The organism is Ensifer sp. Root31, assembly GCF_001424825.1.
In the GTDB taxonomy this organism is placed as follows: domain Bacteria; phylum Pseudomonadota; class Alphaproteobacteria; order Rhizobiales; family Rhizobiaceae; genus Ensifer; species Ensifer canadensis.
Genome location: NZ_LMCO01000022.1, coordinates 19,755 through 35,763, shown reverse-complemented (window position 1 = coordinate 35,763; position 16,009 = coordinate 19,755). Strand labels below are relative to the sequence as shown.

Sequence of the window (16,009 nt, the reverse complement as noted above, 5' to 3'; positions counted from 1 at the left end):
TACCTCGCCGATCCATTAATTTTTTTGAAGGTTCCACCCCATTAGCCCGACCGAAGGCAGGGCCCCGGAGATGTTGTTGCGAAATGCCGTGGGCAAATTGTAAGTGCCCAGGGGAATGAGCATCGCGGTTTCGAGTGCGCGACTCTGAATTGCATCAGCCAGTTCCTTTTGGCGATCTATGTCGGTTTCGCGGGCATATTCATCGCGCATCTGTTCGATCTGGGGATCTTCTGGCCACCCAACGGAGCCGCCTTGCTTTCCAAGTCCGACAAGCCAGGTGTTGACGATCGGGTTCATAAGATCGGTCGTTACGCTTCCCGAATGGAAGATGTGCCACCCACCTTGTGTTATCGGCCCGCTATTGCCACGGCGACTTACCAGCGTCTGCCAGTCCATCGACTGCAGATCGACATTGAAGCCGATACGCGTCAGCAAATCTGCCGTAACAAAGGGAAGCTGCGCTACCGAGGCGACGTCAGTAGGGGCAAGAATGACTATCTTCTCACCATTGTAGCCGCTTTCCGCCAGCATCTGCTTCAATTTGTCGATTGAAACATCCTCGCCGCCTACAGCGGCGATCTCGGTGCTGAGTGGTACATTGCAACCATAGACCGAACGGCAAATCTTACCATACTCATCAATGCCAATCTGGGCGTCCAGATAGTCCTGTTGTTTGACGGCATGACGCAATACCTGCCGCACTTTCACATTGTCGAACGGCGGCTGCAGCCAATTCATACGCAGATAGAGATTGGCGCCGGGTGGGTTGAGATCTTTAATGGCAATATCCGGATTGTCTTTGAGCGAGGGCAGAAGATCAAAAGTCGGCCATTCCCAAATATCGACTTCACCGGCCGTCAGGGCATTCATCGCAGTTTGGGGATCTGGGATATTGATCCATTCGACCCGGTCTGCCATTGCAATCTTGCCGCCCGCCAGGCCGCTCGCCGGCTCGGCGCGCGGCCGGTAGTCCGGATTCCTTTCGTAAACGACCTTCAGACCTGGCTGAAATTCATTACTGACGAAGCGGAAAGGTCCGGACCCGATGACTTCTTTGATGCTCTCATTGGAAGGAGCCTTGGCAATGCGTTCCGGCATGATGAAAGGAACGGGACCGCCGGGCTTACCGAGCGTTTCCAGAACCAGCGCGTAGGGCTGCGTTAACGTCATTGTAAACGTGAGACTATCAACGGATTCCAGTTCGGACACGAAGGAGAAAAGCTTCATGCCCATGGAATCAACTGAGCTCCAACGGCGCAATGAGGCGATCACATCCTCCGCTGCAACGTCTGATCCGTCATGGAATTTCAGACCGTCCCGCAGCTTGAAACGATACGTCAGCTTGTCGTCCGAGACTTCGTAGGCATCCACCATTTGTGGCTGCACATTGAAGTTCGCGTCTACTGCAAACAGCGTATCATAGACCATATATCCGTGATTGCGCGTGACGGTTGCGGTCGTGATGACTGGATCGATGATCCGGAGTCCTGATTGCGGCACTATACGCAGGACATTGTCCTGGGCCTGTGCCCTTGCTCCGTCCACCCCTCGAGCATGGTCAAGGCCAACAACTGCCAGGATCGTGCCACCCGCGACAAGTAGTTTACGTCTGCTGATCATTTTTTCTCCGATCGCGGAAATCCGCTTGATGTTGAATTACGCGGCGTCTGCCTCCTCGCCGCCAACCAGATGTTGTGCCAGGAAGCCCATTGCCCTGCGCAAGAAGTAGTCCTTGCGCCAGAGACTGCCGTGGTCTTCGTTGGGCATGACGAGGAGTTCAAAGTCCTTGCCTGCGCTGACGAGCGCTGAAACGACCTGCATCGTCAGGCACGGATGTACATTGTCGTCCATATCGCCGGTCGCGAGGAACAGCTTGCCTCGCAGTTTTGTTGCTAAGCGCGAATTGGCGGTGCGGTCATAGTTCGTGGTCCCATCGGGGTATGTCTCGACACAGCCGTTGTATTTTTCGGTCCAGTTGAATGCATAACCACGCTGATCATGGTTTCCAGCCGTGGAAATGCCGACATGATAGACGTCTGGGTGGAGGAACATGGCTCTCGCTGTAGCGTTGCCGCCGCTTGAATGCCCCATGATGCCGCTGCGCGATAGATCAATGAACGAAAACTCTCGCGCCATTTGCCTCAGCCCATAAACCTGATCATCAAGATTGGTTGGGTCTCCCAGGCGTTTATAACAGTGATCATGGAACGGCTTGGACCTTCCCGGTGTGCCTCTAGCCTCGATGCAGTAGACAATGATGCCGAGCTCTGCGAAGGCCTGGCCCAGCATTGCGTAGAAGAATTCATTCGGGTCGTCTGGATATAGTGTACGTGGTGACTGACCGCGCTGTGGGCCTGGATAAATGAAATTGAGCGTCGGATATTTTTTCCCCGGATCAAAATCCGATGGTAGCCACATTGTGCCAAACAGGTCAGTCAGATCGTCTGTCGCCTTGACGCGAATATGCCTTGGCGCGGGAGCCGCCCCATCCGGTGAAATATAAGACGCTGTCTCGACGACCCACCGCTTGCTGGTTTGCAAATCGCGTACGATCGTCACAGGGAGCCTGTCGATCGCAGCGTTGCTGTAAACGATATGCCGATTATCACGTGACATCGCTGAGCCACCGGGTGTAATGGCTTTGGTATTTCTCGGTAGACGCAGCCTCAAGAATGGAGCGCTGTTGTCGCCATCCTCAGCGGAAATAATGCGTAGGTCCGTGCCGTCGAGCGACTCCGAGCATATCCGCCGATAGTACGGGTGCTCATTGTCCATCCCGCCAGCTTGGAAATACACCCGTCGCTCACGCTCATCGATAGCGATGATGTCGGTCACCAGCCATTCACCGGAAGTGATTTGGCGCTTGAGGCGAGATGTTTGCAAATCGAACAGGTAAAGGTGCCCCCAACCATCCCGCGGGGAAAACCAGACGACCTCATCGCTACGACTAAGGATGCGGACGCACGGTATACCAGCGAAATTGACGTTGGTTTCGACAAAGCTTTCGCCGGTTTCTGATAATACGATCCGCACAATGCCTGTCGCAGCGTCAACTTCGCACAACTCAATCTGAGATGTGTCCCTGTTTTTGTTGAGGAAGTAGACGCGCTCGCTATTGTGGCTCCACCATGCCTCAGAAGCTTCTATGGCTGACATCATGCCGACAATGGACGCTTGGGACAGACATTTTGTGATTTTGTTCGATTGGACATCGATGATCGCAAAGTGAGCGAGTGGAAGCCCTTCCTCCCCGCTAAATGCGAAGCGAAGTTCGTGCAGAATCGGACGAGCTGAACCATCGTCAGGCACGTGCTGGACAAGCGGCAGCTTGGCGACCGCTCGCTCGTCCAAGTGGTAAGTGAAAAGCTGGGAAGAATCGGGAGCCCAAGTAACGGCGGCTGGCAGGATAATGCCATGGCGTCGGTTCGTTATGGTGGACAGATTGATGTCTGGGGACTTGCCCCAGGCGAAACCTTCAACACCGTCAGTCGTGAGCGGCCAACTAATACCACTGCTGGTGTCGCGAAGCCAGATGTTGTGATCGCGGCAGAAAGCAGCGAGTTTTCCATCAGGAGACAGTGTTTCTCCATCACATATGCTCGATACACGGGGCTGGTCTTGATCGATTGCCGCTCGGAAATTGCCGGTTGCGGCATTGAAAATCCTGAATTCGGGTGCGTCTTGCCCTTGCCGTCGATACAAGAACTCGGCCGAATCGCCGAGCCAACGCGGTTCGATGACGTGGTTGCATAAACCGGAAAGTACCGTATCCGGTAAATATCGGGCAGCGCGAAGCCACCTCTCTTCAGAACAAAGGACCACTTTAACTCACTCCCGTGGAGCGTATTTAGAATTATTTCCCCGATCGGCGCTTCCTGCGCAAATCATGACAAGTATTTATGCTTATCGTGCACTACTCAATTCAATGCACAGTGCTTGACGATCCTGCCCTGCTGCATGATCAGTGGCATATGCTGTCCCTGTCCGCTCAGCAATCTGAGGTCGTCGAGTGGATTGCCATCAACCAGGATGAGATCTGCCTCAAAGCCTGGTGAAACAGACCCGATGCGCGACTCCGCGCCTAACAAGCGGGCACCGACACTCGTTGCTGAAGCGATCACATCTTGAGCGGGCAGCACCTGCCCCCTGATCACGAATTCGTCGGATTGATGCTTGTGCATGTCACCCAGCAGATCGCTCCCGTATGCCATAGGAAGGCCAACGCGACGCATGATCTCGAGCGATTCCATTCCAGCAATGCGCACATTCTCGACCTTGGCGACGGAATCCGCAGGGAAGCCTAGTTGCAGTCCTTCAGACGACAGCTTGTCATACGTCACCAATGTGGGAACCGCGATGCATCCGGCCTCGACCGCCCGCAGGGCAGTTTCTTCACCAATAAGATTGCAATGTTCGAGCGACCTGATTCCGCAATCCACGGCTCGTCTGATAGCAGCGTCCGTATAGACATGCGCGGCAACATAGGTACCGGCATTGGCGGCCTCCTCTACAATTGCCATGAGCTCAGACTTGGAGAATCCGAGGAAATGTATAGGGTCCGTCGGCGACGCGCAGCCACCGTTAGCCATTACTTTAATGAAGTCTGCTCCAGCCTTGATCTCTTCGCGGACCGCGCGCCGGACTTCTGCATCGCCATCACATAGCCTGCCTAGAGAACCTAGACGGTGTCCGTTGGATCTAGCCGGACTGTCATCGAAACGGCCGCGAAAATCGCAATGCCCCCCCGTCTGGCTAAGTGCCTTTCCAGAGATGACGAGCCTGGGCCCCTCGATGAGCCCCTCATCCATCGCAATCTTGAGGCCAAAATCAGCCCCACCGACATCTCTTACGGTCGTGAAACCGCGCATCAGCATGCCTCTCATGATCCTGCTGGCGCGTGCTGTAACGAGACTGTCGGGCAACATGGCGTTACGGCCAAGATCGGCCAGACATGCGATCACGTGGACATGACAATCAATGAGGCCGGGCATGAGCGTGCGACCGCCGGCGTCGATCACCTCTGCCTTTGAGCTGGAGATGGATTTGTCGACGTCTATGATTATGCCATTTTCAACGAGAACCTGCATGGGAGCGCTGCGCTCTGAGTGAGCTCCATCAACAATAGGCGCATTGATTATGAGGTGAGATGTCATCTGAATTTCCAATGGCACGAGAGGGGGCATGCCTGCACTCGCGCAGGCGGTATGCCACATAATGTTCGTTGTCATTCGACGTCTTGGGAATGCCCTCGGCGGCTCTCCATAGAGCGGCCTTTGTCCGTGCCCTTCGTGGGCATTGCGTCGCGAGAATTGTGAAAATCTGCAGCAACTTGCCGCTTCCATAAGTCCAACACAGAAGCGAAATAGGGAGGATCTTCGCGAAGGATGGATTGGGCAACAAGCCCACGGATGACGCACATCGTAGCATTCAGCCATGTCTGAGCCATCGCGCGCTCAACCCCCATATGATCGGCGAAGTGCCCCCATATCGTGTCGAGGCTGTTGTGGAATTTCTGCACAACAGGAACAAGCTTCTGCTTGAATTCGGGATTATGGCGGGACTCTGGCAGGTATTCGAGTGTCACGTAGTATAGCCGATCAGACATGAGCTGCCAGACATGGTCGATCAATTCGTCTGTGGTTCCTTGATGTTTCCGGAACTCATGCCCAAACCGGTCAAGATCTTCGCAGGCTAGCTCAAGCTGGTAGGCGACAGACTCAACAATAATTGCCTCGCGGCTGGAAAAATGGTGCGTGAGCGCACCCCTCGAAAGGCCAGCACGCCTCGCAATGTCCGCTGTGGAGGTGCGGCTGAGACCCTGCTCGAAGAGCAGGTCGATCGTTGCACTCTTCAGCAAGCGGGATGCCTCTGCAGTTCGCTCTTGTTGCGTTGCCATCGTCATTCTCGTCCAAGCAGCTCTACTTTGTGGGAGAATGGCTGCGAACATACAAACAGTCAAGTCTGTTTTTTAATGGCGCGGATTGCCAGAAAATCCGGACAGCGTGAGGACCTCGACCGCAAGCCGGTCGGAACCGGACCGTTCCGCCTTGTCGACTACCAGCAAGACGCGGCAGTTCGCTTTGCGGCCAATGCGGACTACTGGGCTGATGTACCGAAGATCGACAACCTCATCTTTGCCATCACCACCGATCCGACGACGCGAATGCAGAAGCTCCAGGCGGGCGAATGCCATGTCGCACCCTATCCGCGCCGGCCGACGTGTCCGGGCTGAAGGCAAATTCTGATCTGATCGTACTGGAACAACCGGGGCTTAATGTCGCCTATCTCGCGATGAACACCTTGATCGCGCCGTTCGACAAGCTGGAAGTACGCCGCGCCATCAACATGGCGATCGACCGCAAGGCGATAGTCGGTTCCGTTTATCAGGGGATGGGTCAGGTTGCTATGAGTGTCCTGCCGCCGACGATGTGAGGCTATAACGGCACGGTGGAGGGCTACAGCTCCGATCCGGAAATGGCAAAGAAGCTGCTGGACGGCGCCGGCGTCAAAGATCTGAAGATGAAGATCTGGGCTATGCCTGTCTGCCGTCCCTATATGCCGAATGCGCGGCGCGCGGCCGAACTGATGCAAGCGGACCTTGCCAAAGTTGGCATCGAGGCCGAGATCGTTTCCTACGAATGGGGAGAGTATCTGAAGAAGGCGCGCGATCGCGCCGTCATGATGGGCGGCACGAGCGACAACGGCGATCCGGATAACCTGCTAAGCTACTTCTTCAGCTGCTCCGGCGTCGGCGGCAGCAACAATGCCAATTGGTGCTACAAGCCGCTCGACGAGATTCTCCAAAAGGCACGGATCAGTCCAGACCAGAACGAGCGGACGAAGTTGTACGAAGAGGCCCAGGTCATGATCAGCGACCAGGCGCCCTGGGTTCCGCTTGCCCATTCGACCGGTGTGCTGCCGATGTCGAAAAAGGTGAAAAACTACGTGATGGAACCTCTCGGCTCGCACCGCTTCGACAAGGTCGACATCGAAGAGTAGCCCGACCGAGTCGGATTGTGGCGGCCGGCCTGCAGGAATGCAGGCCGGCCGATACGGATGTGGAATCTCGTATGGTCAATTTGTATCGGCCATATTTGACGTGACCTCCGGTCTGAGCGAGGTTAACCCTTGCAAGTAACAGGCAACGCAGTACTCGGGATCACGGCGCGTAGGCACGCGGGCTTCAACCGCCGCGTCGACGAACCTGTTGGCATCGGTCTCGCCAGGTCCAACGGTGCTTTTACCCTGTTCGACAAGCGCAAGTACACTTGCCGAAAGAATCTGCCGCTGTGCTGGCATTTCCGCAGCCTCCGCGTCCAGCGAGGTCAGGTTCAATCGACTGACCGGACCGAGACCATTCGATGTTAGAAGGCACTGACAAACGCAAACGGGCCACTATCAATCGGAAGAGTTTGCCGGTATGCGAACCATAGCAATGATCTGACGGTGCTCCCGCCATCAATCAACGACGCTGAGCACGGCTAAAGGCAGAGCCCCTACCAGCTCAAGCCGTCAGCCGATAGAACGTATTGCAGACGTCTGTGATTGCGGTCCGATGCAACCTGCTAGAATTCTGGTATGGTCGGAGCTACTGCATAGACGCGCCATGCAATCGCTACATGTCTTGGGTTGCCATCCAGGAACACTTGAGCGTCGGCCATACGGGCCTTGAGATCGGAAGGGTCCCACAAGACTTCACTCCGCTATAAGCGCGGTCTGTAAAGTGGTAATCGCGTCGGTGCTCGAGATCTGCCCGCATTGTAGAAAACGGGGACGCTAAGGACCGCGTCCTTAGGTCTGATCGCGTCTGTCCGACTCAACTGTGGATCGCACGTTGAGCAGATCTGAAAAACACATAGGCTCCAGTCATCGCTCGATGACCTTAGGAGCAGACTTGCGGCCACTTCGCGGCTTGCCGCAATGCCGATGACATTTTTCTAACATTTCGTGTTGACGAAATATTTGTGTCATCTTATGGTCACACACAAATCGCAAGCTTAAACTTGGAGATATATTCCGCTCGCTCAACAAATTAACACTATACAAATATGACGGTTAATAACAAACGTATTAACGCGTTGATGGAGTTACTGATATGTGGATAATGAACGAATCTGCGACGAATGATACTCTACAACAAGATGGTTACCGCAGATTATAGTTAGTGTTTGAGCGGTGATGTAGGCAATATCCCATTGAGATGGCTGAGGAGTTGCTCCTCCACTGGCGCTGGCCAGCGCTACACGGGCGATGGTCGGGCAGGCCGGCGAGTTGATCCGGTCGCTAGAAGATTCCGCCACCATTGAGAGACATGCGTTGGGATATCCGAACGATCGTGGTCGGTTTTTTCAATGCGAAAATACAACTTCCCTGCAACTCAGCCACTGTTGGATGCGCCGCGTTTGGATCGAACAGCAAGCTTGGTTAGACGAAAAAGACAGAACGAATGGTCATCCCATTCAATTGCGGTTCGCACCGGCGACAGCTGGCGCGCTAGCCGTACGAGTCCATAAACTTAGGGGTGCAATCCAAAGGCACGAGCCCAACGAGGAATGCAACCGCAAGTCTTAGATGATGAGCAGCAATTGCGGATGATCAGGGATGTTTTTTCGACACGCGCAGGCGACCGTGGCTCGGCGCTAACGGGTCGGCCTCCACCAGTTACACGCCGTCGAACAAGGCAAATAGGGATGTGCGGCACGGTCATCGGTCCGCACTGGCGCGTCATGTCCCTGATTCAGTCAAGGAAGACGGCGGCTTGGGTTGCCCCGGGCGGGCATGGGGCGGCGAGTGCGCGCCCGCCGCGCTATGTATAAAACACGTTATTGTTCCAATATCTAGGTATTATCCGATGCTTCATCAAGAACAATAATCATATTTACTGCGAAAGTAGAGTGATGATCTAAAGGGGAATCAGAATTGTGTTTGGGAGGGCACAATGCCGATGATAAAAAACATCACAGTATTTGTTCTGATTGGTATGGCCGGTGGCGGCGCCAGGGTGTCCATGGCTGCCGATACTACCTTGATAGAAGGGTTTGGTCCGTGTGCGCCATCGGAAGCCGGCGTGTTCAATGTGGAAGACGCTTCTTGGTGCATGGTCATAGAGGGGAGTGTCGATTCCGAGATTACCATCGGCGATGACATCTATGACGGGGAAGAGATAGAGAATTGGGAGAGCGAGCAAGGCTTTACAATTGCGTTGGATCTGAAATCTCAATCGGAGTATGGCGAAGTTAGATCGTATGCCGCGGCGAACTTCTACTTGACCGATGGCACTGATCATAATGCGGAATTGACTGATGCATTCATTGAGCTTGCGGGCCTGAGAGTTGGAGTGGCGACCTCCCAGTTTGACGAGTGGTTCGGCGTTGAAGTTGGAGTCCTCAATAGTGACGTGATCTCGTATGCGGGAGCGATGACGAGCCAAATCGGATATGTTGGAGACCTCGGTGGCGATCTTTCGTTTGTGGTTTCGCTGGAACAGGGCGCAGAATCCGATGAAACGTATGTTGAAGAGACCGATGGCGATGTCTTGGAACTCGTAACGGAGACGTACGACTATCGCGTAAGCGGGCTTTTGCCACACCTCATGGTCGGAGCGAAATTACAAAAAGATTGGGGCGCAGTCTCTGCTGCTGTCGGCTACGATGCAGAGGCTGGCGAAGTTGCTACAAAGATACGCCTGGACCTTGAAATCAACGATCTGATTTCCGCATTCGCGATGTTTGGCTACCAGGCCGACGGGCGAAAGCCAAATTACTTCGGAGCGTGGAACGGTGACTACGCGGCCTGGGGCGGGTTCTCCGCAGAGTTGACCCCGACCAAGGTCGTTAACTTTCAGGCTGCGTATGAACAGGCCGGAACCTGGGCCCTTGCGCTTAACATGGACTGCTCCTTGACGGAGCAACTCATCTTGACGCCTGAGCTGACGTTCACCTCATTCGGACCTGACCGTTCAATCCATCGTAATGCGGTCGGTATGACCGTCGCGCTGGTGACGTCCTTCTAGGGGTATCGGTTTCTTTAACATCGCCAGCGCCTCTTACCCCGCAACCGATGCATAGGCTCGCAAGCTTCCCGATTTGGCGCCAGCTTTCATTGAGCAAGCGGGATACGAACTCGACGCCGGCTCGCGTCGAGGCCGTCCACGCGTCAAGCGCGTCAGCGCGTAGAGCATATCGAGATGAACAGCAGCAAAGAACAGGAGCGCGAGACAGCACAGGACTATCTATTAGGCTGGACCGACAGCCCAACCAAAACAAGGCTTGACATGTTGTCACTCCTTCATTCAATTGAGCAATTGAATGAAGGAGTGACAACATGAACATCATACTTGGAGTCAGTGCTAGTAAACCAATTGGCATTGATGAGGTTTTGGAGCTCGTTTTACCCCTACGGGGAAACGCCCTGACGAGCTCGGCAACATGGGGGCTTGTTGCCCATGAAGGACGCGCTGCGCGCGTCTTTAAAGACGGAGTGTCGACCGGTAAACCAACCTTTTTCACTGTAGCCATGGACCGCGAGCTGCGCAGTCATAGTTATGTGGTCCAGCGGTCGTTTAGAGGGCATCAAAGCACACCCAGTCATGGCGATATCACGCCATTCGAGCGCGAATTGAGAGGGCGTTCCTGGGTCTTCGCGAATGATGGTGATTTGCAGAAGGTGCCGCAGCTCGAGTTGTGCGGATTTTACCCACTGGGAGACAGCAAGGCGGAACGTGCATTTTGTCTGTTGTTGAACGCAATTCGGGAATATGTGTCCGAAGATGGAGAAGTTCGCTATCCCGACCAAATGATTGACCGGATCGCGCGAATAACGACTTCAATAAACGCATACGGTGGCTTCAACTATATCCTCAGCAACGGTAGCTATGTCGTCGCCCATAGTCATACCCAACTACATCTCTTGAGCTTGCGGGATGCCTCGGACGCGAAACTTCGGAACGCCTGCCTCGTGGCCTCTCAAGAACTTACCGACGATGATCACTGGTCGTGCCTTCCCCCAAACTCCCTCACCTTGATCCGAGATGGTTCCATCATCGATCAAAAGCGCACCGGCAACCCAGCGTCCCCGGCCGCCTGGCAGGAGCACGAGCGTGGTGCACAGCACGTGGCAGAAAACCGCCGCGCATTCGCGACCGAGCGCGCGCGCTTTCAGGCCCAAACACGCGGTGTCGAATTCGAAAGCGGCTGAGCGCCTTTACTCCGCACGGAAGTCCAAAAAAACGGGTGATGATGGGCGCGAAGCCCTGTCGCTTTTGATGTTATCGGAGAAGAAAAAATGACCGTTACCGCACTTACAAGAGAAACATTTACATCGGACGTGTTGCAAGCCACTGGTCTCTATGCGGTCCGTTTCTGGGCAGAATGGTGCGGGCCATGCCGCATGATGAAGCCCGTCTACGAGACGCTCGCCGTTAAGCTTTCGGATAAGGCTTCATTTGGAGAGCTCGATATTGACGCTTGGCCAGAAGTCGCCACTGCGTGCCACATCACCAGTATTCCGACAGTGATATTCTTCCATAACGGCGCTGCAGTCGAGAAGCTCGCCGGCATAGCCCCTCAAAGCACATACGAACGTATTCTGGCGAAACATCTGTCTGCTTAGCCCCGGTGGAATAAAGCGCCAAAGAGGCGATCTCTCGCATGAAAAACACATGGACCGGCAGATCCAACTCCTACAGTTGCTTGTGTTTTAAGACGAGGCTGGGCGGTTATTGCCGCCCAGTTCCGGCTTTATCGACATGAGCAGGATTACACTGCCCAGGCTGCCAGGACTGCAGCGATGTAAAGGCCGACACCAAAGACTGCATGGTTCATGATGCTTCGCATGCGAGCCGTGTTGGGGGCAGGTGTTTTTGAAGCTGCGATGCCAAAACCGAACGCGGGCTGCATGATGAAGAATGGCGCAGCCAGGCTAACGACACCCGTGATCAACGCCGGCCAGAATGTTGGTTCCGTTGCCCATCCAGGCCGCATCGCTCCCAACATTAGAGCAGCAAACAACACGCCAATTGCATAGTGGGCCGTCCATCCGAGGAATACCTCCCCGGGAGCAGGCGCAGTCTTGATAATGTTAGTATGCATGAACTTGCCCTTGGGCATGTTGGCAAGCCATCTGCCGACAAGTCGATAATCGAGGGAAGGGATCGAAAAGGCTCTTTTCAAAATTATGGCCCACAAATCCAACACAACTGTCGCCCCAACGCCAATAGCCACGGCGCGGACCACAAATTCAGCTACTTCGTTCACGCTCTACCTCTTGAAATCTAATGTCGGTGATTTTGAATATCGGCGATCACCAGGAAACCTCCTTGCTCATAGATTCAATAAATTGATTGATCAATACGAATGTGCTAAGGAGTTCGCATGAAAACATCAGATATAGAAAATCAGTTCTTTATCGAACTCGCTGAATTGGCTCGCACACTTGGAAGTGCTCAACGTCTCGTGTTGCTGCAGCACGTGGCGCAAGGCGAACGGCCCGTCGATCGGCTCGCGGAGCTATCGCAATTGACCATCGCCAACGCCTCACAACATTTGCAGCAGCTCAAGCGCGCCGGCTACGTCCAGGCCCGACGGGATGGTAAGAACGTCCTGTATCGTCTTGGGAACGGCCCCATCATCGAGCTGCTGGCGGCTCTGTCACGGCTGGCTGAATTCAATCAAGCAGAAATTCGTTCTTTGGTATCCGACAGCGTTTATCAACGTGAAAACCTCGAAGGCATAACCGGGCTAGAGCTTCTGGAGCGAATACGAGAGGGCGGCGTTACCATTCTCGACGTTCGACCAGAAGACGAGTTCACCTCGGGGCATCTGCCCGGTGCAATCAATATTCCATTCGATGACTTGGAGCGGCGCTTGTCCGAACTTCCACGCAATCAGGAGGTTGTTGCCTACTGTCGCGGGTCGCGGTGCGTCCTGTCCCATAGGGCCGTCGCATCCTTGAAGTCAGATGGTATTCGCGCACGCTACCTGCAGGACGGCTTTCCGGCTTGGAAAGCCGCAGGCCTCGCGGTTGAGGCCAGGCGTTGATGGTTGCGCTATTAAACGTCGGATATCTGCGGCGGAGAAGTTAAAGCTCAGAAGAGCTGAATCGAGATATGAGCAATTGTCGGGGGATGAGCTTGGTCTCCCGGCTCCGTCCGCAGTTTTCGTGTCGGTACCCGCACGCCTTTCCTAGAAAACAATACCAAAACCTCTCCCTGGGTTTATGTCTAACCGCGAAAACCGAGCGATATGGTTGAATTGGTCGAACGGCTGCTGGTGAGGACTGAGCCGCTGCGTGAGGTTGCGGAATTCATTACGTGACGGGTCATCAACGCTCGTTTTGCCTGTCGGTCCGCACGGCTTGGAGAGGCAATGTCAATGATGTGAAGCCCGAGGTGGATCTAAGTTCCACATGCTGCACTTCTACTTCCACATCGAGATGTTTGGGAGTGTGATAATCGATGAGAGCCGGGCTAGCGGTGCCTGCCTCTACCTTCCATCAGCCGCAGATACCGGAGATGACAGTGGCCCTGGATGACCCGCTCTACACTGATCCTTCACTCGCTGAATTCTATGATGCAGAAAATGGATGGGGCCACGATCTTACCTATTGCGGGAGACTGGCGCAGGATTGCGTAGCAGTGCTCGACCTTGGGTGTGGGACAGGGCTCTTTTTGACGAACCTCGATTGCAAGGAACGAGTAGGTGTCGACCGAGCGCGTGCAATGCTCGACATTGCACGATCACGACCAAATGGTGGCGGCGTGAATTGGGTCGAAGGCGATGCTCGCGATGTCCGGCTAGGCCGTCAATTCGACTTGATCGTCCTGACAGGGCACGCGTTTCAGGTCTTTCTTGACACAGACGACCAACGTGCTGTCCTAGAAACGATTTCTTTACACCTTGCTCCCGACGGAAGGTTCATATTCGACAGTCGTAATCCTGACCGCAGAGAATGGGAGGAGTGGCAGCCGGAACATTCAAAGCGGGAACTGGACCATCAACAGCATGGGTCCGTGATGGCATGGAATGCTGCGCGACTTGAAGACGACAAGAGCACCGTCACGTACGATACGTTTTATCGTTTTCCAGATGGCCGCGAACTAAGCGGGTCCAGCCAAATTCGATTCACCCCAAAGGAGTGCATAGCCGACCTTTTAACGGACGCGCGGCTAAAGGCGGATGTTTGGCTCGGTGACTGGGACGGCAGACCGTTCAGCCGCGAAGATCCGGAGATTATCGTCATTGGTTCGCATGCAAGCGCGGGGCGGCCCCTCAGTTAGGGACAACGATAGCCGAACGCGTCGGAATTGATCCGTTTGCGCTTCACGATGGGAGTGGCAGTTGGCGTGCCGTCTTCCTGGCCACACGTTGGGTGACGACCGCGGCAGTCCTCGTAAATTTCGTATTGGAGCAAGTCTGGCGGGACTAATGTGCGGGCCTTCGGACCGGGGTTTAGATCGGGTTGGAGGGCAAGCCTCCTCAGATTAAGGCGCAAGGTATCTTGTATGATGCTTCACGCGATCACAAATCCTCATCGGTTATTATGAGGGACACTAGATCGAGGTTTCAGTTTGGCTCGTTTTACGAATATTTTCGATCAGCCCGGAAATAGTCTGTAGCGCAGGAGCAACCTCCTCGGCTCTCGGAGCACCAATACAAAGGCGGATTCCTGTTGCGTTGACTAGCGGTGAAAGGTTTGTCGAGCCTGGCCGGGTTACCAGGATACCCATGCTTCGTGCCGCTCCGTCCAGCTGTTCAGCTGCGTTCATTTCCATGGGCAACCATATATGATAGCCGATGCCTCCAGGAGTGCGCATGAGCGGACCCAAAATCGATTGTGCAAGCTGCTGCCGGCGCGCACCTTCTTCTTGGATGATCTTTTCGACGGTTTCTGCCGTGCCGTCGATGACCCACTGTTGCATGACGGCACAGCTTAGCGCGGAGACTGTCAGCGATGTGGCGTGTAGCACGTCGACTGCTCTTGGCATCAAGTGTTTGGGCACAATGAGGCCGCCTATGCGAAGGGAGGGGTTGAGCGTCTTCGAAAGACTGTTCGCGTAAAGTGTCCGTTCAGGCGCCAAGTTGGCAATTTGGGGGTGTTCCGGCAAAGGACGCAATGAATAGACGTCGTCCTCGACGATGAGCGTATTGTGTCGCCTACAGATGGCCACGATCGCGTCGCGTCGAGACCGTCCCATTGTGCTGGTGGTCGGGCTCTGCATCGTAGGTGTAACGTAGACGGCCGCCGGCGTACCGTCATGAGCATGAAGCGCTCGGTCGAGTGCATCGGGTATCAGGCCTTCGTCGTCGATCCCAAGCCCAATCATGCGCTGGCCTGAATGCTTAGCCAGCGCTATGGCACCGGAATAGGTTGCGGCCTCGGCGAAGATAGTTCCGCCAACGCCGCAGGCTGTGTTGAACGCCACCGAAAGCGCGTGTTGGGCGCCACTTGTCAAGAGAAGGCGAGCGGGCTCAACATCAATACCGCGTCGCGTAAGCCAGTGCGTAATCAGCCGTCGATGTTCCTCATGTCCGATTGTTGGTGGATAGCCGTTGAAGAACGACGCATCTACCTTCCTCGCGATCGCTGTAAGGGTACGGCTAAGCAATCGTTCGCTCATGGCAGCGGGTGGCGAATTGCGCGACATGTCCACCATCGTCCTATCGCGGTTCTGGGAGGTGGCCACGAATGTGCCGCTTCCTTTTGCTGTGCGAACCAGACCGCGACGCTCAAGCAGTGCGTATGCCTTCGTAACACTTCCAAGCCCGATTCCGAGGTTGTAAGCCAACTCTCGATGGGCGGGGAGCCTCGCTCCTGATTCCAGTCCGCCATCCAGTATGTCTTTGCCGAGAGCTGCGGCAAGGCGCTCGCAGGGAGGTTGATTGCCTTCGTGAAGCCATGGTTTCCAGGGAGAGGCGAGGAGCATAGCAATCCTTATAGTGTCACGTGACGCTTTTCTTGTTTTCTAAAAGTGTCACGTATCGTATCTGCCGACTTCGGCCAAATGCTCATC

The 16,009-nt window shown here is 54.8% G+C and carries 11 protein-coding genes and 1 pseudogene; 6 read left to right on the top strand and 6 right to left on the bottom strand.

The features are described from left to right. Nucleotides 1-15: 15 nt before the first annotated feature. The 4 genes from ASD00_RS19600 to ASD00_RS19585 all read right to left on the bottom strand — a co-directional run bounded on the left by ASD00_RS19600 (nucleotide 16) and on the right by ASD00_RS19585 (nucleotide 5,896). Nucleotides 16-1,620, bottom strand: coding sequence for an ABC transporter substrate-binding protein (locus ASD00_RS19600; protein ID WP_057208476.1), 1,605 nt, complete (start codon nucleotides 1,618-1,620; stop codon nucleotides 16-18). Nucleotides 1,621-1,656: 36 nt separating this feature from the next. Then, nucleotides 1,657-3,822, bottom strand: coding sequence for a DPP IV N-terminal domain-containing protein (locus tag ASD00_RS19595; RefSeq protein WP_057208474.1), 2,166 nt, complete (start codon nucleotides 3,820-3,822; stop codon nucleotides 1,657-1,659). Nucleotides 3,823-3,917: 95 nt separating this feature from the next. Beyond that, complete coding sequence (locus ASD00_RS19590) at nucleotides 3,918-5,153, bottom strand: amidohydrolase family protein (protein WP_057208593.1); 1,236 nt, start codon at nucleotides 5,151-5,153, stop codon at nucleotides 3,918-3,920. A 71-nt stretch (nucleotides 5,154-5,224) separates the two neighbouring features. After that, nucleotides 5,225-5,896: a TetR/AcrR family transcriptional regulator gene (locus tag ASD00_RS19585; protein WP_057208472.1), complete on the bottom strand. Its 672-nt coding sequence runs from the start codon at nucleotides 5,894-5,896 to the stop codon at nucleotides 5,225-5,227. A gap of 75 nt (nucleotides 5,897-5,971) precedes the next feature. Here ASD00_RS19585 and ASD00_RS41205 point away from each other — a divergent pair. The 4 genes and pseudogenes from ASD00_RS41205 to ASD00_RS19555 all read left to right on the top strand — a co-directional run bounded on the left by ASD00_RS41205 (nucleotide 5,972) and on the right by ASD00_RS19555 (nucleotide 11,610). After that, nucleotides 5,972-6,999: pseudogene (locus tag ASD00_RS41205) on the top strand (ABC transporter substrate-binding protein). A gap of 1,939 nt (nucleotides 7,000-8,938) precedes the next feature. Continuing rightward, entirely contained in the window at nucleotides 8,939-10,012 is a 1,074-nt protein-coding gene (locus ASD00_RS19565) for a porin (RefSeq protein WP_057208464.1), read from the top strand. Between the two features lie 311 nt (nucleotides 10,013-10,323). Next, nucleotides 10,324-11,196 carry a class II glutamine amidotransferase gene (locus tag ASD00_RS19560; RefSeq protein WP_057208461.1) on the top strand — a complete coding sequence of 291 codons (873 nt, stop codon included), beginning with the start codon at nucleotides 10,324-10,326 and terminating at the stop codon, nucleotides 11,194-11,196. 87 nt (nucleotides 11,197-11,283) lie between these two features. After that, entirely contained in the window at nucleotides 11,284-11,610 is a 327-nt protein-coding gene (locus ASD00_RS19555) for a thioredoxin domain-containing protein (RefSeq protein WP_057208458.1), read from the top strand. Between the two features lie 146 nt (nucleotides 11,611-11,756). Here the strand turns inward: ASD00_RS19555 and ASD00_RS19550 are convergent, their stop codons facing one another. Next, on the bottom strand, nucleotides 11,757-12,254 hold the full coding sequence (locus tag ASD00_RS19550) for a DUF2938 domain-containing protein (RefSeq protein ID WP_057208456.1): 498 nt from the start codon (nucleotides 12,252-12,254) through the stop codon (nucleotides 11,757-11,759). Nucleotides 12,255-12,371: 117 nt separating this feature from the next. Between ASD00_RS19550 and ASD00_RS19545 the strand changes: the two genes are divergently transcribed. Together ASD00_RS19545 and ASD00_RS19540 are read left to right on the top strand one after the other, a co-directional pair. After that, complete coding sequence (locus ASD00_RS19545) at nucleotides 12,372-13,037, top strand: metalloregulator ArsR/SmtB family transcription factor (RefSeq protein WP_057208454.1); 666 nt, start codon at nucleotides 12,372-12,374, stop codon at nucleotides 13,035-13,037. Between the two features lie 473 nt (nucleotides 13,038-13,510). Further along, nucleotides 13,511-14,275: a class I SAM-dependent methyltransferase gene (locus ASD00_RS19540; RefSeq protein WP_348272070.1), complete on the top strand. Its 765-nt coding sequence runs from the start codon at nucleotides 13,511-13,513 to the stop codon at nucleotides 14,273-14,275. Between the two features lie 273 nt (nucleotides 14,276-14,548). Here the strand turns inward: ASD00_RS19540 and ASD00_RS19535 are convergent, their stop codons facing one another. Further along, on the bottom strand, nucleotides 14,549-15,922 hold the full coding sequence (locus tag ASD00_RS19535; protein WP_057208452.1) for a PLP-dependent aminotransferase family protein: 1,374 nt from the start codon (nucleotides 15,920-15,922) through the stop codon (nucleotides 14,549-14,551). Nucleotides 15,923-16,009 lie beyond the last annotated feature (87 nt).